This window comes from Nocardia gipuzkoensis (genome assembly GCF_021183645.1).
Classification (GTDB): domain Bacteria; phylum Actinomycetota; class Actinomycetes; order Mycobacteriales; family Mycobacteriaceae; genus Nocardia; species Nocardia abscessus.
In genome coordinates this window covers 7,749,459-7,769,282 of record NZ_CP089225.1, presented here as the reverse complement: position 1 = coordinate 7,769,282, position 19,824 = coordinate 7,749,459, and the positions used below count along the sequence as shown (strand labels likewise).

Annotated in this window: 23 protein-coding genes; 13 read left to right on the top strand and 10 right to left on the bottom strand. The window is 68.2% G+C overall.

Translation table 11 applies throughout. The features are described from left to right. Positions 1 to 73 precede the first annotated feature (73 nt). The 3 genes from LTT66_RS35355 (at position 74) to LTT66_RS35345 (ending at position 3,105) form a co-directional block, all read left to right on the top strand. Entirely contained in the window at positions 74 to 1,219 is a 1,146-nt protein-coding gene (locus LTT66_RS35355) for a sensor histidine kinase (RefSeq protein WP_233062805.1), read from the top strand. Next, on the top strand, positions 1,216 to 1,896 hold the full coding sequence (locus LTT66_RS35350; RefSeq protein ID WP_233062804.1) for a response regulator: 681 nt from the start codon (positions 1,216 to 1,218) through the stop codon (positions 1,894 to 1,896). The genes LTT66_RS35355 and LTT66_RS35350 overlap by 4 nt, the downstream gene beginning before the upstream one ends. A gap of 156 nt (positions 1,897 to 2,052) precedes the next feature. Then, a complete protein-coding gene (locus tag LTT66_RS35345) occupies positions 2,053 to 3,105 on the top strand; it encodes an NAD(P)-dependent alcohol dehydrogenase (RefSeq protein WP_233062803.1) in 1,053 nt (350 codons plus the stop codon). 40 nt (positions 3,106 to 3,145) lie between these two features. Here LTT66_RS35345 and LTT66_RS35340 read toward each other — a convergent pair whose 3' ends face one another. The 8 genes from LTT66_RS35340 to LTT66_RS35305 form a co-directional block, all read right to left on the bottom strand. Further along, positions 3,146 to 4,123: an NAD-dependent epimerase/dehydratase family protein gene (locus LTT66_RS35340; protein WP_233062802.1), complete on the bottom strand. Its 978-nt coding sequence runs from the start codon at positions 4,121 to 4,123 to the stop codon at positions 3,146 to 3,148. 39 nt (positions 4,124 to 4,162) lie between these two features. Further along, entirely contained in the window at positions 4,163 to 4,309 is a 147-nt protein-coding gene (locus tag LTT66_RS35335) for a hypothetical protein (RefSeq protein ID WP_233062801.1), read from the bottom strand. Positions 4,310 to 4,465: 156 nt separating this feature from the next. Next, positions 4,466 to 5,539, bottom strand: coding sequence for a magnesium and cobalt transport protein CorA (locus LTT66_RS35330; RefSeq protein ID WP_408638710.1), 1,074 nt, complete (start codon positions 5,537 to 5,539; stop codon positions 4,466 to 4,468). Between the two features lie 106 nt (positions 5,540 to 5,645). Then, positions 5,646 to 6,146 carry a GtrA family protein gene (locus LTT66_RS35325; protein ID WP_408638709.1) on the bottom strand — a complete coding sequence of 167 codons (501 nt, stop codon included), beginning with the start codon at positions 6,144 to 6,146 and terminating at the stop codon, positions 5,646 to 5,648. A gap of 733 nt (positions 6,147 to 6,879) precedes the next feature. Further along, on the bottom strand, positions 6,880 to 7,080 hold the full coding sequence (locus LTT66_RS37570) for a hypothetical protein (protein ID WP_408638708.1): 201 nt from the start codon (positions 7,078 to 7,080) through the stop codon (positions 6,880 to 6,882). A gap of 88 nt (positions 7,081 to 7,168) precedes the next feature. Beyond that, positions 7,169 to 7,519, bottom strand: coding sequence for a DUF3703 domain-containing protein (locus LTT66_RS35315; RefSeq protein WP_233069506.1), 351 nt, complete (start codon positions 7,517 to 7,519; stop codon positions 7,169 to 7,171). Continuing rightward, complete coding sequence (locus LTT66_RS35310; protein WP_408638891.1) at positions 7,519 to 8,256, bottom strand: cation transporter; 738 nt, start codon at positions 8,254 to 8,256, stop codon at positions 7,519 to 7,521. Before LTT66_RS35310 ends, LTT66_RS35315 begins: the two co-directional genes overlap by 1 nt. After that, positions 8,253 to 8,582 (bottom strand): ArsR/SmtB family transcription factor, encoded by a 330-nt coding sequence (locus tag LTT66_RS35305; RefSeq protein WP_233062799.1) that lies wholly within the window; start codon positions 8,580 to 8,582, stop codon positions 8,253 to 8,255. Before LTT66_RS35305 ends, LTT66_RS35310 begins: the two co-directional genes overlap by 4 nt. Before the next feature lie 420 nt (positions 8,583 to 9,002). Between LTT66_RS35305 and LTT66_RS35300 the strand changes: the two genes are divergently transcribed. Continuing rightward, the gene (locus LTT66_RS35300) at positions 9,003 to 9,449 is read left to right on the top strand and encodes a Zn-ribbon domain-containing OB-fold protein (RefSeq protein WP_233062798.1); all 447 of its coding nucleotides are present in this window, start codon (positions 9,003 to 9,005) and stop codon (positions 9,447 to 9,449) included. Between the two features lie 1,024 nt (positions 9,450 to 10,473). After that, positions 10,474 to 10,608 (top strand): hypothetical protein, encoded by a 135-nt coding sequence (locus LTT66_RS37175; protein WP_269821988.1) that lies wholly within the window; start codon positions 10,474 to 10,476, stop codon positions 10,606 to 10,608. A 78-nt stretch (positions 10,609 to 10,686) separates the two neighbouring features. Here LTT66_RS37175 and LTT66_RS35295 read toward each other — a convergent pair whose 3' ends face one another. Further along, the gene (locus LTT66_RS35295; protein WP_233062797.1) at positions 10,687 to 12,018 is read right to left on the bottom strand and encodes an MFS transporter; all 1,332 of its coding nucleotides are present in this window, start codon (positions 12,016 to 12,018) and stop codon (positions 10,687 to 10,689) included. Beyond that, entirely contained in the window at positions 12,015 to 13,385 is a 1,371-nt protein-coding gene (locus LTT66_RS35290) for an MBL fold metallo-hydrolase (RefSeq protein ID WP_233062796.1), read from the bottom strand. Before LTT66_RS35290 ends, LTT66_RS35295 begins: the two co-directional genes overlap by 4 nt. Positions 13,386 to 13,596: 211 nt before the next feature. Between LTT66_RS35290 and LTT66_RS35285 the strand changes: the two genes are divergently transcribed. The 8 genes from LTT66_RS35285 to LTT66_RS35250 all read left to right on the top strand — a co-directional run bounded on the left by LTT66_RS35285 (position 13,597) and on the right by LTT66_RS35250 (position 19,719). Continuing rightward, entirely contained in the window at positions 13,597 to 14,268 is a 672-nt protein-coding gene (locus LTT66_RS35285; protein WP_233062795.1) for an ArsR/SmtB family transcription factor, read from the top strand. Then, a complete protein-coding gene (locus LTT66_RS35280) occupies positions 14,265 to 15,446 on the top strand; it encodes a cysteine desulfurase family protein (RefSeq protein WP_233062794.1) in 1,182 nt (393 codons plus the stop codon). Before LTT66_RS35285 ends, LTT66_RS35280 begins: the two co-directional genes overlap by 4 nt. Positions 15,447 to 15,626: 180 nt before the next feature. Next, positions 15,627 to 15,965, top strand: coding sequence for an ArsR/SmtB family transcription factor (locus LTT66_RS35275; protein ID WP_233062793.1), 339 nt, complete (start codon positions 15,627 to 15,629; stop codon positions 15,963 to 15,965). Continuing rightward, entirely contained in the window at positions 15,962 to 16,447 is a 486-nt protein-coding gene (locus LTT66_RS35270) for an SRPBCC family protein (protein ID WP_233062792.1), read from the top strand. The genes LTT66_RS35275 and LTT66_RS35270 overlap by 4 nt, the downstream gene beginning before the upstream one ends. Before the next feature lie 45 nt (positions 16,448 to 16,492). After that, the gene (locus LTT66_RS35265) at positions 16,493 to 17,110 is read left to right on the top strand and encodes a maleylpyruvate isomerase family mycothiol-dependent enzyme (protein ID WP_233062791.1); all 618 of its coding nucleotides are present in this window, start codon (positions 16,493 to 16,495) and stop codon (positions 17,108 to 17,110) included. Positions 17,111 to 17,382: 272 nt separating this feature from the next. Then, entirely contained in the window at positions 17,383 to 18,309 is a 927-nt protein-coding gene (locus LTT66_RS35260) for an ABC transporter ATP-binding protein (protein ID WP_233062790.1), read from the top strand. After that, the gene (locus LTT66_RS35255; protein WP_233062789.1) at positions 18,306 to 19,115 is read left to right on the top strand and encodes an ABC transporter permease; all 810 of its coding nucleotides are present in this window, start codon (positions 18,306 to 18,308) and stop codon (positions 19,113 to 19,115) included. The genes LTT66_RS35260 and LTT66_RS35255 overlap by 4 nt, the downstream gene beginning before the upstream one ends. A 67-nt stretch (positions 19,116 to 19,182) precedes the next feature. Further along, positions 19,183 to 19,719 (top strand): DinB family protein, encoded by a 537-nt coding sequence (locus LTT66_RS35250; RefSeq protein ID WP_233062788.1) that lies wholly within the window; start codon positions 19,183 to 19,185, stop codon positions 19,717 to 19,719. Positions 19,720 to 19,824: the final 105 nt, after the last annotated feature.

Sequence of the window (19,824 nt, the reverse complement as noted above, 5' to 3'; positions counted from 1 at the left end):
GAGTGGCCCCTGAGCTGGCCGAACCCGAGGCTCCACCGGCATCCTCCATCGTGTCCGATGCGATCATTGAGGCGTGCGCCACCTCCTCCGCTCGGTATGGGACGAACCCCACGCGCCTGACCCACCGCGGCGGTCATGGCGGGACTGGGCGCTGGTAGGGGTGTTCGTAGGGCTCGCGGTGCTCGAAGGCGCAGTGCGGCACGATGTTCCGCATCGGGTCGTCTGGGTGCTCGTCGCGGTCGCGATCTTGCCCACGCTGTTGTGGCGGCGGAGCAGACCGCTGCTGATGACCGGTATCGCCTTCGTCGGTTCGGCTGGGACGACTGTGCTGCTGGGTGGCGAACAGTCGGGCATCGACGCGATGGCGGTGCTGCTGCTGCTGCCGTACGCGTTGTTCCGGTGGGGATCCGGACGTGCCATTGTGGCGGGATCGGTGATCGTCTTCGCTACGGCGGGCATCGCGCTGCTCGCCAGCGGTCTGCCGGTCACCGATGCCGCCGGGGCGCTCGTCGTTCTGTCCTCGGCTGTCGCGCTGGGCTTGGCGTTCCGGTACCGGGCTCGGGCGAAGGCGCGTGAACTCGAGCAGGTCAAGCTGATCGAACGCGAACGACTGGCACGCGATCTGCACGACACCGTCGCGCATCATGTGTCGGCCATGGCGATTCGTGCCCAGGCCGGCCTGGCGACCGCGCAGTCCACACCCGATGCCGCCGTCGACGCCCTGCGCCTGATCGAGGCCGAGGCCGCGAGCACACTCGCCGAGATGCGCGCCATCGTGCGCGTGCTCCGGCGAAACCAGCCGCTCGCGGAAGCGGACCGCACACCCAGCCCCGGCATCACCGATCTGGGACGACTGGCCGAGGCCACCGCTACCGGTCCGTCCGTCGACGTCGAGATCAGCGGCGATGTCACCGATCTGCCCGCGACTCTCGGCGCCGCGATCTACCGCTTGGCGCAGGAGTCGGTCACCAACGCCGTGCGGCACGCGCGAAACGCCACCCGCATCGAAGTCCGGGTCACCGCCGACGACACAGCGGTGCGGCTACTCGTGCGCGATGACGGCGACGGCGGTCCAGCCCGCTCGATCGTCTCGCCGGGCTACGGGCTGGTCGGCATGAGCGAGCGCGCCGACCTGCTCGGCGGCACCTGTGCGGCGGGCCCGAACCCCGGCCGCGGATGGACCGTGACGGCCGTGCTGCCCCGCGAAGGCGCGACATGAGGGCAGGCGAGCCGGTGGACACGAACCTGCGCGTGGTCGTCGCCGACGACCAGGAGATCGTCCGCACCGGACTGGTGATGATCCTCGACGCCCAACCGGGCATCGAGGTCGTCGGCGCGGCGGCCGACGGGGAACAGGCTATCGAGCTGGCTCTCGACCTCCGCCCCGACGTGTGCTTGTTCGATATCCGCATGCCGCGCGTCGACGGTATCGAAGCCACTCGCCGACTGGCCGGGCCGACCGTCGAGGACCCCCTCGCCGTCGTCGTCATCACCACCTTCGACCTCGACGAGTACGTCTACGCGGCGCTGCGGGCCGGCGCCCGCGGATTCCTTTTGAAGGAGGCCGGGACCGCGATGCTCACTCAGGCCGTCCACGCCGCCGCTCGCGGCGACGCGCTGATCGCCCCGACTGTCACCGCGCGCCTGCTCACCGCCTTCGCCGGCGCCGGGCCCGCCGCGTCGCCGGTCCAGCCGGTCACCGCACTCACCGAACGCGAGGAGCAGATTCTGGCCGTCGTGGCACGCGGGCGCACCAACCACGAGATCGCCGCGGAGCTGCACATCAGCCTCAGCACGGTCAAGACCCACATCGCGAGCCTGATGGCCAAACTCGGCGCGCGCAACCGCGTCGAGATCGTCATCTGGGCCTACGAGACTTACCGCGTCAAGCGCTGACCGGTGGAGCGCATCGGCCGAAAGTCCTAGCGGCGACCGGCCTAACGGACGGCGCGGATCGAACCGCTCGTCCGATGTGGCGCACCCGGCGGATCGCGAGGATTGCGTCATACCGTCAGCACTGGCGGCCCGGCTCCGACATCCGAGGAGGACACCATGTCGACATGGGCGAACGCGATCACACCCGACGCATCCGGCGGCGATCGGAGCCCCACGATGCGGGCGATCGTCCAACGCGGCTACGGCCCGCCCGAACAGGTACTCGCACTCGACCACATCGCCCGACCCACCCCCGGCGACGATGACGTCCTGATTCGGATGCGGGCTTCCAGCGTGAACACCCCGGACTGGCTGGCGGTGACCGGGGTCCCCTACCTTCTGCGGCTGCAATTCGGGATCGCGGGACCGTCGACGCCGGTGCGGGGAAGCGACGTCGCCGGAATCGTGCAGACCGTCGGCAAGAACGTGACCGACTTCCGGCCGGGCGACGAGGTGTTCGGTTCACTGTGGGACAACAGCGTCAAGTCGTCGGTGGGCACATTCGCCGAATACACGGTGGCGCCGGCGTCCCAGCTGATCACCAAACCCACGTCACTGTCCTTCGAAGAGGCAGCGGCAGCGGTCATGTCGGGCATCACGGCGCTGCTCGCGATACGAGACGTGGGCCGGGCCGGGCCCGGCAAGCGCGTGCTGATCAACGGCGCGTCCGGTGGTGTGGGGACATTCGCGGTACAGATCGCCAAGACGCTTGGCGCGCATGTCACCGGCGTGTGCAGCACCCGCAACGCCGAGTTCGTCCAATCGCTCGGCGCCGACGAGATCATCGACTACACGCGCACGGACTACACCCGCAGCACCCAACGCTACGACGTGATCCTCGACAACGTGTTGAACCACCCGCCCGCCACGACTGCCCAACTGCTGACAGCGGGAGGAACCTTCATCCCCAACAGCGTCGGACCCGCCCACGGGCTGTTCGGCAGCCTGCCGCGAATCGCGCGAGCAATGACGATGCGCTGGGGCCCGACCGACGTCCGCACCGCCACCTCTTTCCCCACCCGTGAGAACCTCGACGATCTGGCCGCCCTGCTGGTATCTGGCGACGTCAAGGTGATCGTCGAGAAGTCCTACCCACTCACCGAAGTCGCTCACGCGGTCGCCCACATGCTGGCGCATCACGCCAGAGGCAATATCGTCATCATCATGTAGGCGGCCGCGGCCCGCCCTCCACGACCGGTCGCGCCCTGGTTCAGCGGGCGGCGGCGAGCGCGGCGAGGGTCTCGGCGGAGGTGTGCGCCGGTTTCCAGCCGAGGTGCCGCTTCGCGCGGTTGGTGTCCATGACCACGGGCGTGCGGACGATATGCAGCCACTCGAGCGTGGCGGGCACGAAGGGGAGACGGGCCAGAGCCGCGGATGTGGCGGTGGCGGCGACCGCGGGGACGCGCACCGGCCTGCCGCCCAGCGCGGCTACCACGTCGGACAGGCTGAGGGTGCCGTCGCCGGCGATGTTGTAGGCGCCGGGCGGCGCGGCCGCGGTGGCGGCCAGCGCGATGGCGGCGGCCACGTCGTCGTGGTGGACGAGTTGCAGCGGGTGCCCTGGGTCCGGGATCACCGGCTTGAACAGCGGATTCGACCGAGCCAGCGTACGCAGCGGGCGGGGGAGTTTCTCCCACGGCAGATCGTGCAGGGCCGGTGCTTTCGGGCCCGCCACGATGCACGGCCGCAGCACGAAGACCTCGAGGCCGGAGCCGGTGGTGATCTCGGCGAGTGCCGCCTCGCACGCGGCCTTCTGCTCGGAGTAATAGTGTTCGGGCGAACCCTCGGGCGGTACGTCCTCGGTGATGGGGGAGGGATTCTCCGGGTGGTATCCGTAGGCGGCGACCGAAGACGTGTAGACGAGGCGGCGGGCCCGCTCGGCGGCGGCCGTCGCCTCGAAGACGTTGCGGGTGCCCGCGAGATTCACTCGCGCGCTTTCCTCTCGTGAGCCCATGATCACGAACGCCAGGTGGATCACCACGTCGGCGTCCGCCACCAGCGAGTCCACGGCCGCTCGGTCGAGGATGTCGCCGCGCCGGTACTCGGTCTTGGTCCAGCCGTGCGCGGCGGGGTCGAATGGTCGGCGGGCCATCCCGACGATCCGGTCCACCGCAGGGTTGTGCTCGAGTGCGGTGACTGCGGAGATGCCGATCTCGCCGGTCGGCCCGGTAACGGCGACGGTGATACCCATACGGCCGGAATTCCCCGGCCGCCGTAGGTGAAACCGTGCTCAGTCGGGCGGTTCGACGGTGCCCGCGTCCTCGTTCACGTCCTGATTCTCCGGGGTTTCGCGAGTCTCGAGATCCAGGTCGTCCGGGTGGGAAGTATCGGTCTGGTCACCCGGTTCGGGTGCGTTCTGGTTTCCGGGTTCGGTCACGTTCGTGGGCTACCCACCGGGGTGGTTTTCACGCGGATCGCGCGCAATGGCATACCCGCTGCCTACCACCGCGCCCGAAATCTCTACGGCAGGAGATGAATTCGGTTGTTCGCGCCAGGACGCCATGGTGGGCGCGGGTCCTTTGCCGGTTCGATCTCAGAGCCAGCGTTTGCGGCGGAACACGATGAACAAGACGGTGCAGGCAGCGATCATGAGGGCGAGGACGGCGGGGTATCCCCAGACTTGTTCGAGTTCGGGCATGTGCTCGAAGTTCATGCCGTAGATACCGGCGATCATCGTGGGTACCGCGGCCATCGCCACCAGCGCGGAGATCTTGCGCATGTCGGTGTTCTGCTGCAGAGCGGTCTTGGCCAGCGCGGCGCCGATCAACGCGGTCAACGCGTCGTCGAAGTCGTGGATGCGTTCGGCGGCCACGGTGTGGTGATCGGCCACGTCCCGTAGGTAACGGCGCACCTCCTTCGACAGCGGTGTCTCGGGCTTCCCGAGCGTCTCGAGTGGCAACGCGAGCGGGTTGACCGCGCGCCGCAGCTCGACGACTTCGCGTTTGAGTTGATAGATGGAGGCGATCGCCACTTGGGAGCCGGGAGTGAACACTTCTTCTTCCATGGCGTCGACGTCGTGTTCCACCGCTGTGGTGACCTCGAGATAGGAATCGACCACGTAGTCGGCGATCGCGTGCAGCACCGCGCCGGGACCCAGGCGCAGCCGCTCCGGGTCGGCTTCCAGATCGCGGCGGACACCGGCCAAGCCGGAGTGCTCGCCGTGGCGGACCGCGACCACGAACTGGCGCGCGGTGAAGATCAACAGCTCACCGGTCTCGACGATCTCGCTGACGCTGTGCAGTTCGTGCTCGACATAGGCGACGGTACGCATGACAAGAAACAAGGTGTCGTCGTAGCGTTCCAGCTTGGGTCGCTGGCGGGCGTGCACCGCGTCCTCCACCGCCAACGGATGCAACCCGAACGTGCGGGCGATGTCGTCCATCTGCGCGGCGTCCGGATCGTGCAATCCGATCCACACGAACCCCTCACCCCGCTCACGCACCGCCGCCAACGCTTCTGCGTGGGTGAACCGGCCGGGTAGCCGATGACCATCGACATAGACCCCGCAATCCACGATCGCCCGCGCCGTCGGCACCGGGATGTGCGGGACGGCGACAGGGGAACGCCTGGACCGGCGGAACGAGGGAAGCGATGAACTCGGCGACACCGCATGAATGCTACGACCGCCGCCTCGGGCTCGTGAGTCCCGCCGCCCGCGCCCGCCGCGCACCAGCACATGACCCGGGATGAAATGTGCGGTGGCTGAAAGACCTTCAGAAGACGAAGCCTCGCAGTGCCACGAACCGCATGCCACCGACCGCCGCCATGATGGCGATCACGGCGCTCGCCTGTGTGACCTCGCCGAGGCCGGGTGCCCAGAAGCCGAGACCGGCCAGCGCTGCTGTGGTGATCAGCAGACCGAGCAGCGCCAGCCCGCCGCCTTCCCATTGTGCGGTGAACCAGTCGACCCGTCCGGCCGCGCGGAAGGTGAGCTGCCGGTGCAATTCGTTCGCGATCATGGTGCTGACGATCGATCCGGCGATATTGGCGACCAGCGGGCCGATCTCGTTCATGGCCATGAACAGCAGAACATAGGCAATGTTGCTGGAGCCGCCGACCAGGGCGAAGCGGATCAGTTGGGCGAAGGCGTGGTCGCCGCGGAGGCACTGCGTCACGCGGGCGAGTCGGTTGTGCCGTGCCGTGCGCTGCATCGGGTAGGGGCCAGCCCACGCGGTGGAGGCGCCGATGCCGGGGGTTATCTGCAGGACGGTCATGGTCTTTCCGATCGAACGCGGGCCTTCGCGCCGTGGTGGTCCAGCGACGCCCTGTGACTATATGTAGATGTATACGTATATGCAAGGCGGGGTTGGATGTGAGCGGATGCGACCCGCCAGCCGCCTGGGACCTCGGTGATTCGGTAACGGCGGGTCCCGACCGGCGGGGAGGTGCTCCAGGAGGATTGCGGCGGGATCGGGGGTCTTTACCGGCCGGTGATCGAGCAGACCGGGCAGGCTTGCGGAGCCGCTCACGGCCCTTCTGGCCGGTCAAGCCGTGCGGCGCGGCATCCACGATCACCACCCGGCGACGCGATCCGGATTCCGGTCGGCCCAGTGCCAGGCCGAGACTCGGCCGTAAACCCGACCACCCTCGACCGGCGCCATGCCGGTCCAGATCGAATTGTTCGAGGTGGTGGTCGGTGCTGTGCATGGGAACACTGTCGCCAGCTCGGCTGACACCGAACTGACGCCGATCTGACACGCCGGTCGGGAGCTGGTCGCCGCTGGCGTCGATGGTGGGGTTCTCGTCGCGCGCAGGGGGTTCTCCGAGCAGCGGTGCCGGAAGATTTGGTGCCTGCCCGGTGAATTTTGACGTCGTTGGCGGCCCAGCGGGTGCGGAATGTCCGGCGATGAGCGGACAGCCCGCCGATCAGGCGGTCAGGTGCGGGTCGTCAGGGTGTCGGCCGGCTTCGGTACGCAGGATGGACGCAGTGTCGTCGGCGATGCGTTCTCATTCGGGAAACAGCGCTCGGGCGGCATCCTCGTCGAGGAATATGAATCGCAGGAACCCGTGGCCCAGCGGCGAGTAGGGCACGAGCCCGGTGCCGCGCAGCAGCGGCAGGAGTTCGTCCTCGGGGCCCCGGGTCCACAGCGAGTACCCGGGCTGCGGCGCCACCGGGTGCAGTTTCGACATCGAGTACTGCGACCGCACCGGCCGAGGCGAGATGGTATTCCGGGTGTGGCCCGCAACCCCGCTGCTTCGACCGGCCAGGCGTGGGGCCCTCCTCGCGTGTTCCGGTTCAGGCCGCGGTGGGGTGGAGCAGGGCGGCGAGGTCGGGTGGTGTGGGCATGCGTTGGCGTAGCCGGACGGTGGCGCGGCCGGTGTTGCCGTCGGGGTAGCGGCCCGACAGTGATCCGGGCGCGGCGGCGATGATCCGGATGATTTGGCCGAGGGCTTCGGGGCGGTCGCGTCGGCGCAGCGCCAGCATGAGCATCGCGGCGTGGTTGCGAGTGTGCAGCCACGGGTCGGGCTGGGACAGGATGTGGGCGCGCTCGAGATGAGCCCACCGTTGATCGTCGCTGCTCGCGCTCTTCGCTGCGCGCATTTCCTCGTGGTAGCGGGCGCGCGCGGAATCGGGGATGCGCGGCATCATGAGTCCTTCTCAGTAGCTATGTTTTCACAGCAGTCGCAGTCGTGCCCGGCCACGCCGGTCACCCCCAGCGCAGTGCTCGGTGCTGGGCAGCAGGTGTCGCCTTTCCAGGCGTTGAGGCCTTCACGCACCGCGATCGCAGCGATGACCAGCGCGGCGATCGGGTCGGCCCACGACCAGCCGAACAGGCTGTTGAGCAGCAATCCGACCAGCAGCACCCCCGATAAATACGTGCACAACAAGGTCTGCTTGGAATCGGCGACGGCGGAAGCCGAGCCGAATTCACGTCCGGTGCGGCGCTGCGCGGTCGAGAGCACCGGCATGATGACCAGGCTGGCGGCGGCCAACCCGATTCCGATCGGGGAATGCTGGGCCTCGCCGATTCCGGCCAGGGCTCGGAGCGAGTCGACGGTGACATACAGCGCGAGGGCGAAGAAGGAGAACGCGATGATCCGCAGTGCGACCTTCTCCCGCTTCTCCGGATCGCGGCCGGCGAACTGCCACGCCACCGCCGCCGCGGAGGACACCTCGATCACCGAGTCCAGCCCGAACCCGATCAGCGCGGTCGAGGACACCCGGGTGCCCTCGCTCAAGGCGATGGCGGCCTCGATGACGTTGTAGGAGATCGTCGCGGCGACCAGCCAGCGGATCCGCCGCGCCAGCACCGCTTTGCGGTCGGGGCTCGGACCGCGCGCGAGCGCCGACGGCAGCGAGGGCATACCGAGCGAAGACATCAGCAGCAGCCTTCCGTCTCGGCGTCCGGGCAGCAGGCCGGGTCGACCGCCAGCACCAGCCCGAGCAGGTCCTCCAACGCGGCCGCGATTCGGGCGTCGGCCAGCTCGTAGCGACTGCGACGACCCTCCGGCACCGCGACCACCAGCCCGCACCCGCGCAGGCAGGCCAGGTGGTTGGACAGGATCTGCCGCGATACCCCGATCCGCTCGGCCAGTTCCGACGGATACCCCGGCGCTCGGCGCAGGTTCAGCAGGATCTGGGTGCGGGTCGGGTCCGACAGCGCGTGCCCGAAGCGGGCCAGCGCGTCACGGTGCAACAACGTCTCCACACCCCGATGGTACACCACATGCTGTATTCAGAAAGCAATGAACAATTGAACGAGTGTCCGGACATCGCCGTGATGTCTATGGGCAGCCAGTGAATGCCCAGCTATGGGTGTAAGGAGGTGAGGACGGTGATGATGTCACCGATGTGGATGCAGATCATGGACATGGCGCGCAGCGCGTGGAACATGCTGTTCCCGAACATGCCCATGATGTGATCCGACCCAGCGACTGGGCAGACACCGGCGATCCGCCTGCCGTGCTGTCCAGTCGAGCCGAGCTCTTCTGAACGTCGTGATTTCGGGGTTCCGTCGCGGTGTGGGCGGAAAAAGCAGGTATGGCCCGGGTCATTCGGCCGTCGCCCGCCGCGCCTTGTTCGGCGAGGCTGGAGCGAACCTGCCAAGCACCATCTCGCGGAGGCTCGGATGCCCACGAACGCTTTGAAGAACACTCCGAATGTCGTCGGAGACGGCAGCGCGCTGTGCGCGGACGACATATTGATGATCCACCGCTGCGTGCAGTGCGAGAAGCTGCTGTCGCCGATAACGGCCGGATGTTCGTCCTGCGGATCCGACGAACTCGAGCGGGTGCCGTCGTCGGGTGCGGGTTCGGTGGTGTCGTGGCGGGTGGTGGATCGGGCCCCGGTCGACCGGCCGGGTGAGCTGGTGCCGCTGACGATCGCCATCGTCGAACTCGATGAAGGTCCGTGGGTCTACACGTCCATCGAAGGGGAGATCCCCTTGTCGCCGAGTCGACCGGTGCGTGTTCGATTCCATCCCCACCCGTGGGATGACAGGTTCCCTGTCTTCGCGGTCAGTACCGAATCGCGGGACTCCGCCCATCGCGTGTCCCACCGTTCCGCTCGCGAGTGATCGCGGTGCACCGCCGACAAGATCACTCGGGTCCCGGCGACTTCGCGCGGCTTCGAGATTTGAGGAATCGCGAATACCCGGAGGCCGACGAGTTCGGCATACCCATCGGTGCGAACGACCTGAGGGGGCCTCGAGACACGACACCGCCCGGCTAACGGTGGAGCGACAGCGTCGCACTGCACCTGCTAGAACTGACCCTCGGCACCAGACGCCCCTACCGCGAGTTCGTCATCGAGTTCTGCGGCGTCTGCCCGCCGGGTCCGCCGGGGAGGAGAGCTTGCCGGACGGATCGCCGAGGCGGTGGCGCTCGACCGAGCCCACTGGGCGCACGTGTGCCTATAGCGTGCTGATGGCCGAAAAGCGTAACCGTCGCCTACCCGATCGCGAGCACTATCGGCAGGGCCGCAGCGGATCACCGACAGCCTCGCTTCGAGATGGGGCGACCGGCCTGCCCGTCGGGGTTCGCCGAGCTGCGGCGGCGATCTCTCCGGCAGCGAGGGCGGCTGCGGCGCGGACATGCCACGAACACTGCGATCAGTTACTTCTCGGCCACCTCAGCGGCGTCCCGGGCAGGCGACGCCCACTAGACTGTGCGCCGAGATTCGCCCATGGCCCGTGTGCGACGGTTCCACGTCACGATGGTCACCGAGCGTCCCAGTACTCTCTGTTCATCATCGATCTGGTGACCCTTTTTCGAGGCCACAACTGTGACCGGCCTGGCCCGTCATGTGGCCTGCTCAACGGGTTCCTGTAGGGGTGCCCGGTGTTCTGTTTGTTCCTCATGTCTGTGAGGCGCAGGTCATTTGCGTTGCTTTGCCAGGCGCTTCTGCCATTGTGCAATGATTGCCACGTCAACTATCACGTCGACGTATAGGCCCCGATGATCGTCAGGGAGTGAACTGGACACGAGGTTCAGTCGCTGAAAAAGATCGGTCTCCGGGAGACCCAGCAGGAATTCGCCGAGACTACCGGTTTTTCGTTGCACGCCGTTCGGAAATGTGAGAAGGCAACTGCCGCTGGACCCTTGCGTGGCCGCGCGGCCGAAGCGATGGACACGGTCCTCACTCGGCTGGAGGAGCGTCAGCGGGAGCGGTTCCACGCCGCGGTGCGCCGCCGAGCGATGGAGGTGGTCGATGCGCCGGGCCTGTCGGTCTCCTGATCTCGCTGGGAACACCCCGGCGACGGGCCTGTCAACCTGCGAGCGCCGGTGTGGGTTTGGATCGACCTCGACTTTCGGCTACTGGCTCTCGCGCGTCGGTGGCATGGTGTGGTGTCGAGCGTTCAGGGTCGGGGCCACGGAGTGGGATGGTCGGTGGGTTTCGTACATGCGTATGCCAACGGCCACGGCGGTGGCTGCGCTGACTGCGGCCGCAGCCCAGACGGCGGCGTGCAGGCCCATCAGGTCGGCGACGATGCCGCCGAGGATGGCGCCGACGGCGTAGCCGAGGTCGCGCCACACGCGGTAGACGCCGACGGCGCGGCCGCGCCAGACGGGGTGGGCGACATCCCCGATCACCGCGAGCAGGGTGGGATAGACCATGGCGGTGCCCGCTCCGAGCAGGATGGTGCCGGCCGCCCAGCCTGCGAATCCGTGGGAGGCGGCGATCAGTGCGAGGGCGGCGGCTTGGGTGGCCATGCCGGTGGCGATGAGGTGTTTGCGGCCGACGCGGTCCGACAGCGCCCCGGTGACCAGTTGTCCGGCGCCCCAGACGCCGGGGTAGAGGGCGAACAGCAGCCCGATCTGCCCGACGGACAGATCGGCGGTGGCGAACAGCAGCGGGAACAGCCCCCACGACAGGCCGAAGTTGAGGTTGTTGACCAGTCCGGCGAGGCTGGCGGAGGACAGCGCGGGTTCTTTGATGCTGGTCTGGATGGCGATTTGCCGGTCGGTCAGTTCGGCGTGCAGGTGGTCGTGCAGGCCGTCGGCGCGTGGGGTGTGTTGTCCTGCTTCCAGGTGGGCGTGGCCTCGGGTTTCTCGGATGAAGACCCCGGACAGCAGCAACGCCAGGGCGGTGTAGGCCAGGCCGAGCAGGAATGGTGCCGGGCGTAGTCCGTAGTGTTCGGCGAGGTAGCCCGCGAGCAGGGAGCTGATCGCGACGGCGCCGTAGCCGGCGGCTTCGTTCAGCCCCATGGCCAGTCCGCGGCGGGCGGGCCCGACGAGGTCGATTTTCATCACGACCGTGGTCGACCAGGTCAGGCCCTGGTTGATACCCAGTAGCACGTTGGCCGCCACGACCCACCACCAGTTCGGGGCGGTGATGAGCATGACCGGCACCGGGATCGCGAACAGCCAGCCCACCAGCAGGACCGGTTTGCGGCCGTAGCGGTCGGAGAAGGTGCCGGCGAAGTAGTTCGCGATGGCTTTGGTGATCCCGAACGCGGCGACGTAGGTGAAGATGAAGGTGTAGCCGGCGAGCCCGAATTCGGACTCGGCCAGCAGCGGCAGCACGGTCTGCTGCTGACCGACCATTCCACCGACCAGCGCGTTGACCGCCACCAGAAGCGTGAACTGGGCAGCGTTCTCCCGCAACCCCAATACCGGGGGGCGCACACTGGCGCGCAAGCTCATGACCGGTCCTGCAGATCCTGGCCGAGGGCGTGGGAATAGTCGCCGGGGCCACCATCCAATACCCGGATCTCGGTGCGGCCGTGGCGTTCGAGGATGCTGGCGGCGGTCATGGCGCGCTCACCGTGGCCGCACATCACCACTACCGGCCCGGAGGGGACATCGTCCAGATGCATAGCGAGCGCGGCGAGTTCGATGTTGCGGGCACCGGGGACGTGCCCGGCGGCGTACTCGCTGTGCTGGCGGATATCCAGCACCGCCGCCGACGGGTGCGCGATCAGCTGATCGGCGGCGAGCAGCTTCACTGCGGTGCGTTCGACCGGCCCGGTCCAGGCGTTCATGCCACCGTGCAATTCTCCGGCGAGGGTGTCGAAGCCGACTTTGGCTGCATCCCAGACGATGTCGTCGGGATTCTGTGTGGTGTCGCGGACGATGACGATCGGCCGGTTCGTATCGGCCAGCCAGCCCAGCCAGGTGGCGAACACCGGGCGCAGGGTGATGGCCAGTGCGCCGGGGATGTGCCCGGCGGCGAAGTCGGCCTGGTTGCGCACGTCGACGATCTGGGCGCCCTCGGCGATCAAATCGGTGACCTCGGTGGCGGTCAGCGGCTCCAGTGCCGGGGTGGAGCCGAGCACGGCCGGGCCCTTGTGGTTGATCTCGCCCAGCCGCAGGAAGTAGTCGGGGAAGCTGCCCATCGAGCCCAGCAGGGCCTCGACGAAGGCGTCCTCACCGTCGGCCTGTAGCAATGGGTTGGTCGCGCGCTCTTTGCCGATGGTGCTGACCCGCTCACCTCCGAGCGAGGACGAGCAGAACGAGCCCGCGCCGTGTGTCGGCCATACCGGGGTGTCCTCGGGCAGGGTCATCAGCCGCTGTAGCGAATGATATTGGGCCCGCGCCAGCGGGATCGTCTGCTCGGGGCTGACCAGGTCGGTGCGCCCGGCGGTGCCGACCATCAGCGATCCGCCGGTGAACACTCCCAGCAGCTTGTCGTTCTCGTGCAGCAGGTAGGACAGGTGCTCGGGGGAATGGCCGGGGGTGAACCACGCTTGCAGGGTGAAAGCGCCGACGGCGATGGTGTCGCCGTCGCCGAGAGTGGTCACCTCGAATCCGCGTGGCCCCACCTCGGGTGCCAGGACGGTCGCGCCGTCGATATCGGCGAGTTCGCGCGCCCCGGAGATGAAGTCGGCGTGCAGGTGGGTTTCGACAGCGAACGCGATCCGCAGGCCGCGCTGCTGCGCTTCGGCGCGCACTTGGCGTAGATCGCGTTCGGGGTCGAGCGCCAGGGCGCGTCCATCACCGAGATCCAGCAGGTAGGTCGAGTTGCCCAGCCCCTCGTCGATGACGGGAACAAGCGTGAAATCGGTCGGCATCGCAGAACTCCAGTCGCTGGCCCGCAGGCAAAACCATTATTCCAATCAACCATGGAATATTGCGAGTAGACTATTCCATGTTTCCTTGGAAGAGCAAGCCCGCAGGAGGCGGGTGGTCGAGGCTCTTCCCCCAGGGCTGGGCGGCGCAGAGCGCCGCGCGGCACACCCCGGAGGGCGGGATACGCTATTCCACGGATGATTGGAGTATGTGATGGGTGACAAGCCCGCCGCGAAGGCAGCTCTGTACGAGGCGTTCGCAGCCAGCGGCAAGGCCCTGGGCAGCGGCAAGCGCCTGGAACTGCTGGACCTGCTGGCCCAAGGCGAGCGCACCGTGGAAGCACTCGCCACCGCGGCAGGGTTGAACCTGACGACCGCGTCGGCGCATCTGCAGACGCTCAAGCAGGCCGGATTCGTCGCCACTCGCCGCGAGGGGGTGCGGATCCACTATCGGCTGGCCGGGGACGACGTAGCGCAGCTGTTCGCACTGCTGCGCAAGGTCGCCGAAACCCACCAGGCCGCCGTGGTCCCCGCCCGCGACAACTACCTGCGCCCCGACGGCGGTATGGAGATGACCCGCGAGCAGCTGCTCACCCGCGCTGCGGCCGGTGAGGTGATCGTGCTGGATGTGCGGCCGGTGCCCGAATACGAGGCCGGCCACATCCCCGGGGCGGTGAGCATCCCGGTCGAGCAGCTGGCCGAGCGCATCGGGGAGCTGCCCGGCGACACCGAGATCGTGGTGTACTGCCGCGGCGAATACTGTGTGCTGGCCTACGACGCGGTGCGGCTACTCACCGACCGCGGCCGTCGGGCGATCCGCCTGCACGACGGCATGCTCGAATGGCGCTTGGCCCAACTGCCCATTGAAGCCGCCTCTCCGGCATGACCACGCCCGTACCCGACCGGCCCGGTCCCGCCGATGGGCCGGTGTATCTGGACTACAACGCCACCACCCCGGTCGATCCGCGTGTCGTTGCCGCGATGCTGCCCTACCTCACCACCTGCTTCGGCAACCCTTCCAGCAGCCACTCCTACGGCGCCGACCCGGCCGCCGCGCTCGTCACGGCCCGAGCGCAGCTCGCCGCCCTGATCGGTGCCCTGCCCCCGGAGATCGTGTTCACCGGCTCGGGATCGGAAGCGAACCTGCTCGCACTGCGCGGAGCCACGGTGCGCACGCCCGGCGCCCACATAATCACCCAGGCCACCGAACATCCCGCGGTACTGCAGACCTGCCAGGCCCTGGCCCGGCTGCACGGCGTGCGGGTCACGGTGCTGCCGATCGGTGCTGATGGCCGCCTGGACCCCGCCACGCTTGCCGCCGCCCTGCGCGACAGCGGGGCGACGCTGGTGTCGGTCATGGCTGCCAACAACGAAACCGGTGTGCTACAACCAATTCGGGAACTGGCCGCCCTTGCCCACCACCACGGCGCGCTGTTCCATTGCGATGCCGCCCAGGCTGCGGGCAAAATTCCCCTCGACGTCGCCGCCCTCGGCGTGGACCTGCTCACGGTGGTCGGGCACAAAATGTACGCGCCCAAGGGCATCGGCGCCCTCTACGTACGCACCGGCGTCGAACTCGAACCCGTCGTCTACGGCGGGGGCCAGGAACACGGCCTGCGCGCCGGCACCGAGAGCGTCGCATCGACAGCCGCATTCGGTGCGGCCGCCGCCCTCGCCGCCGACGCCCTCGCCCGCAACGTCCCGGCCCGCATCGCGCGGCTGCGTGACCAGCTACACCAGCAGCTCAGCACGGCACTACCAGGGCGGGTGCATCTCAACGGTCATCCCGACCACCGGCTGTCCAACACCCTCAACGTCAGCATCGACGGCACACGCGGCCACGGGATCCTCACTGCCGCACCAGACATCGCCGCCTCCACCGGCTCGGCCTGCCACAGCGGCACCCACACCCCATCCCCGGTACTCGAGGCAATGGGACTCGACACCGCGCGGGCGTTGAGCGCGCTACGGCTGTCGCTCGGCCGGTGGACCACCCCTGACGACATCGAGAAGGCGGTCACCGCGCTCGTCGCAGCCGTCATAGCGACGCCGGCCCCGTCATAGAACGGCAACCAGCGTGGGCAGCGCCGAAACGCCGGATGTGATCACCGGCCGACCCGCGACCGACACTGCCACGTCGATGCCGTCGGATCGACCGCATCCGCACGAGGTCGGAGCGCTGATGGGCGTCATCACCGCCGCGAAGGCTTGCGCACCAGCATATGAAAGTTTACACTTACGAAAGTGAACTCTTTCAGAGATGTCGATCTGGGGATTCTGGGTGACCCGATGCGGCGAGAGATCTTCGAGCGGGTAGCGCGGCGCCCGGCGTCGGTGGGGGAGCTGGCCGAGTCGTTGCCGATCACCCGCCAGGCGGTCTCACAGCATCTGCGGGTGCTGCGCGACGGCGGCCTGGTCGCGGCCAGGGCGGAGGGGACGCGGCGGATCTATCGGATCAACCCCGACGGCCTGGCCGGAATCCAGGCGTATTTCCAGCGGATCTGGGACGAGTCACTGGCCGCTTTCCAAAAAGCCGCCGACGCAGCAGCCACCGACACCACCGAACAGGAGCCTCCTCGATGACCACACCCGTGCCCCTCGCCGCGCTGCACGGCACAGCGAACGTGCGATTGCCGCTGGAGAAGGCGTTCGCCTTCTTCACCGAGTCGTTCGGCGACTGGTGGCCGACGGCCTATCACATCGGGGAGGCCGACATGGCCGAGGCGATCCTCGAACCCCGGGTGGGCGGGCGCTGGTTCGAACGCGGGGTGGACGGTTCGGAATGCGATTGGGGGCGGGTGCTGGTGTGGGAACCGCCGCACCGGATCGTGGTGACCTGGCAGATCAACGGCCATTGGCAATACGACCCGGATCCCGCTCGCGCCAGCGAGATCGAGTTCCGCTTCACCGCCGAATCACCGGGGCAGACCGTGCTCACCCTCGAACACCGCCACCTGGACCGGCTCATCGAGGGCAAGGCCATGCGCGACACCATCGTCGAACGCGGCGGTGGTTGGAGCACCGTGCTGGCACGCTTCGCCGACATCGCCGGTGCGCGAGCATGACCGGGCCGCACCCGGTACGACCGACCCGAGGGCAGGCAGGCCGAAATGAACGACTTGGATATGGCCGAGGCCGAACGCAGGGATCTCGCCGCGCTCCTGGCCGGATTGACCCCGCAGCAGTGGCAGACGCCGACGCTGTGTGAGCGGTGGCAGGTCAAGGACGTGGTCGCCCACATGATCAGCTACGACGACCTCAGCACCTCCGGGCTGGTCAGGCGGTTCGTCAAGGGCCGATTCTGGTGGGCCAACCAGGTCGGCGTCGACGAATTCGCCTCCCACACGCCCGATCAGCTGCTCGAACTGTTCATCACACACTTGCGGCCACGCGGGCTGACCGCCGGCTTCGGCGGAATGATCGGACTCGTCGACGGGACCATCCACCACCAGGACATCCGCCGCGGACTCGGCATCCCCCGCCAGATCCCACCGCAGCGCCTGCACCGGGTACTGACCGCGATACGCACCAACCCCCGCCTCGGCGTTCCGTGGCGCATCCGCGGGCTACGACTGGAGGCCACCGACCTCGACTGGTCCACCGGCAAGGGAGCGCTGGTCTCCGGTCCCGGTGAGGCGCTGTTGATGGCGATGACCGGTCGCCGCGGCATCACCGACGAACTGGCCGGCCCCGGCCTAGCGCGGCTAGCCGGGCGAATCGGTGATTGACTTCGTCACCCCGCCCGCATCGCGTGCCTCCGGCATGGCGTGCTGCTGCGGCTGATCACTTCTCGCGCGGAGGCCCGTGCTACCTGGCCAGGGGTTCGGTGCGGTCGCCCGGTTGAAACCCACCATCGTGCCTCTGCGTCCGTCGCGGAACTGGTTCGTCTGAAGAAGCGAACTCTCATCCACCCGGGTGTGAGCACACCTTCTTCCGAGAGGAACCCTGTGATGACCATTCACCTGTCCAACCAGCTGCCCGACCGAGTCGAGGATGTGCGATGAGCGCGGCGGCTGTCGTGGTGGAGGATCTGCACGTCGCCTACGGCAGAGCCTGGGCTCTCGACGGTGTCGATCTGGAAGTTGCTGCTGGAACGACGCTGGGGGTGCTCGGTCACAACGGTGCGGGCAAGACCACCCTGATCCGTGCCCTCACCACTCTGGTGCGCCCCACCGTCGGCCGCGTGCAGATCGGCGGCCTGGACGTGGTCGCCGACGCCACCGAGGTTCGCCGTCGGATCGGGGTGACCGGTCAATACGCCGGGCTCGACGAATTCCTCACCGCCCGGGAGAATTTGGCGCTGATCGGCCGCCTGGCCGGGTTGCGCCGCACCGCCCGCGCGCGTGCCGACGCGTTGATCGACCGGCTCGGGCTGGGTGAGTACGCGACGCGACGGGTCGGGGAGCTCTCCGGCGGTTCGCGGCGCCGCGTCGATCTGGCCGCCAGCCTCGTCGCCGACCCGTCGGTGCTGTTCCTCGATGAGCCGACCACCGGCCTGGACCCCCTTGCCCGCGCCGGTCTGTGGGAGGTCGTCGACGAGCTCACCACCGCGGGTACCACCGTCGTGCTCACGACCCAGTACCTCGAGGAAGCAGACCGGCTCGCCGACCACATCGTGGTCCTGTCCCGAGGCCGGGTCGCCGCCCGCGGAACCCCCGCCGAGCTGAAACGAATCGTCGGCGGCAAGGTCCTGCACGCCACCGTCCCCGCCCACCAGATCACGGATCTGCCGTTCACCCCGGACACCGACCGGGTCGACGGCACCGGGGTGCGGGTGTCGGTCACCGTCGACGACGCCCCCACCGTGACCGCGCTGGTCGCCGACCTGCACCGCGACGGCATCGACGTCACCGACCTGGACGTGACCTCCCCAAGTCTCGATGACGTCTTCACCCACCTCGCCCACACCACCGGAGCCCACCGATGACCACCACCATGACCGTGATCGGGCGTTCCCCGATCATCGACCAGCTCGCCGCCCTGACCGTCCGGAACCTGCGCACCAGCGCCCGCGTCCCGCAACTGCTGATGTTCTCGCTGACCATGCCGATGGCGATGCTCGTGCTGTTCAGCCAGGTGTTCCGCAGCGTCGCCGCCGGACCCGGCTTCCCCGCCGGGGTCAGCTACATCGACTTCCTCACCCCGGCCATGCTCGCGGTCTCGACCGTGATGGCAGGCACCAACGCCGGAGTCTCCGCCGCGATCGATCACACCAACGGCCTGCACGACCGCTTCGCGGCCCTGCCGATGCGCGCGACGTTGCCCGGGATGGCTCGCACCATCAACGAGGCCGTCTTCACCCTCGCCCGAGCCGCGCTGCTCGGGATCGCCGCCGTGCTGCTGGGTTTCGACTTCCACGGCGGCACCGTCGACGCCATCGCCGCGGTCGTGGTCCTGACAGTGCTCGCGGGGGCGATGAGCGCCCTGTTCGGTCTGATCGGCGACCGGCTACGCCGCCCGGACGTGGTCCAGTTCGCCGGAATGATGGTGATGATGCCGCTGATGTTCATATCGAGTGCGTTCGCGCCTATCCAGACCATGCCGGGCTGGATGCAAGCGATGGCCACGGTGAATCCGGTCGCGCACGCCACCGACGCCCTGCGCGGGCACGTGCTCGGCACCGCCACCAGCGCCGACACCGCTACAGCACTGGTCGCGGCGATCGGACTGTGGGCCGCGGTCACCGCTGTTCCCGCCCTCACCCGCCTGGTTCGCTCGGCACGCGCACGCTGAACGCGGAGTTCCGATGGTGAGACGATAGAAGTTCGCCTCACCATCCGCTCCATCCGCGAGGCATCCGATGACCGAGCCGCACATCGACCGCGAAGCCCTCGTCGCCGACTTCGAACGCGTCCGCGAGGACTTCCACCACCTGCTGGCGAACACCGGCGAAGACGAGTGGACCGCACCCACTCGCGGCACCCGCTGGACCAACGAGCAGTTGCTGTTCCACATGGTCTTCGGCTACATGGTCGTGCGGCGGCTGCTGATCCTGGTGCGCGTGTTCGGCCGTCTGCCCGGCCCGGTCAGCCGTGGCTTCGCAAACTCGCTGGACTTCGCCGCAGGCCCGTTCCACGTCATCAATTACCACGGCTCCTGCCAGGCCGCCCGCGTCTTCGACCGCCACCGCATGGGCGCCGAACTCGACCGCGTGCTCGACGCCCTGCGCCGGTCCCTCGCCCGCGAAACGGACGCCGGCCTGCACCGCGGCATGCACTATCCGACCCGCTGGGACCCCTACTTCCACGACTACATGACTCTCGCACAGATCTACCGCTATCCTGGCCGGCACTACGACCACCACCGCAGACAACTCACCTTGGCGGCTGCGACATAGCCACAGCGGAATGTCTGCGAGCGCGGCGCGCGGCCTGCTCGAGCTGATGGCGAAGTCCAGGGAGAACGACCAGTGGATCCTCGTGCGCGCTGATCGCTCGCACCC

Excerpts from the sequence above, each read along its gene's own strand:
- LTT66_RS35350 (WP_233062804.1), top strand. The coding sequence starts at position 1,216 with ATGAGGGCAGGCGAGCCGGTGGACACGAACCTGCGCGTGGTCGTCGCC.
- LTT66_RS35345 (WP_233062803.1), top strand. The coding sequence starts at position 2,053 with ATGTCGACATGGGCGAACGCGATCACACCCGACGCATCCGGCGGCGAT.
- LTT66_RS35340 (WP_233062802.1), bottom strand. The coding sequence starts at position 4,123 with ATGGGTATCACCGTCGCCGTTACCGGGCCGACCGGCGAGATCGGCATC.
- LTT66_RS35325 (WP_408638709.1), bottom strand. The coding sequence starts at position 6,146 with ATGACCGTCCTGCAGATAACCCCCGGCATCGGCGCCTCCACCGCGTGG.
- LTT66_RS35315 (WP_233069506.1), bottom strand. The coding sequence starts at position 7,519 with ATGCCGCGCATCCCCGATTCCGCGCGCGCCCGCTACCACGAGGAAATG.
- LTT66_RS35300 (WP_233062798.1), top strand. The coding sequence starts at position 9,003 with ATGCCCACGAACGCTTTGAAGAACACTCCGAATGTCGTCGGAGACGGC.
- LTT66_RS35295 (WP_233062797.1), bottom strand. The coding sequence starts at position 12,018 with ATGAGCTTGCGCGCCAGTGTGCGCCCCCCGGTATTGGGGTTGCGGGAG.
- LTT66_RS35290 (WP_233062796.1), bottom strand. The coding sequence starts at position 13,385 with ATGCCGACCGATTTCACGCTTGTTCCCGTCATCGACGAGGGGCTGGGC.
- LTT66_RS35285 (WP_233062795.1), top strand. The coding sequence starts at position 13,597 with ATGGGTGACAAGCCCGCCGCGAAGGCAGCTCTGTACGAGGCGTTCGCA.
- LTT66_RS35280 (WP_233062794.1), top strand. The coding sequence starts at position 14,265 with ATGACCACGCCCGTACCCGACCGGCCCGGTCCCGCCGATGGGCCGGTG.
- LTT66_RS35270 (WP_233062792.1), top strand. The coding sequence starts at position 15,962 with ATGACCACACCCGTGCCCCTCGCCGCGCTGCACGGCACAGCGAACGTG.
- LTT66_RS35265 (WP_233062791.1), top strand. The coding sequence starts at position 16,493 with ATGAACGACTTGGATATGGCCGAGGCCGAACGCAGGGATCTCGCCGCG.
- LTT66_RS35260 (WP_233062790.1), top strand. The coding sequence starts at position 17,383 with ATGAGCGCGGCGGCTGTCGTGGTGGAGGATCTGCACGTCGCCTACGGC.
- LTT66_RS35255 (WP_233062789.1), top strand. The coding sequence starts at position 18,306 with ATGACCACCACCATGACCGTGATCGGGCGTTCCCCGATCATCGACCAG.
- LTT66_RS35250 (WP_233062788.1), top strand. The coding sequence starts at position 19,183 with ATGACCGAGCCGCACATCGACCGCGAAGCCCTCGTCGCCGACTTCGAA.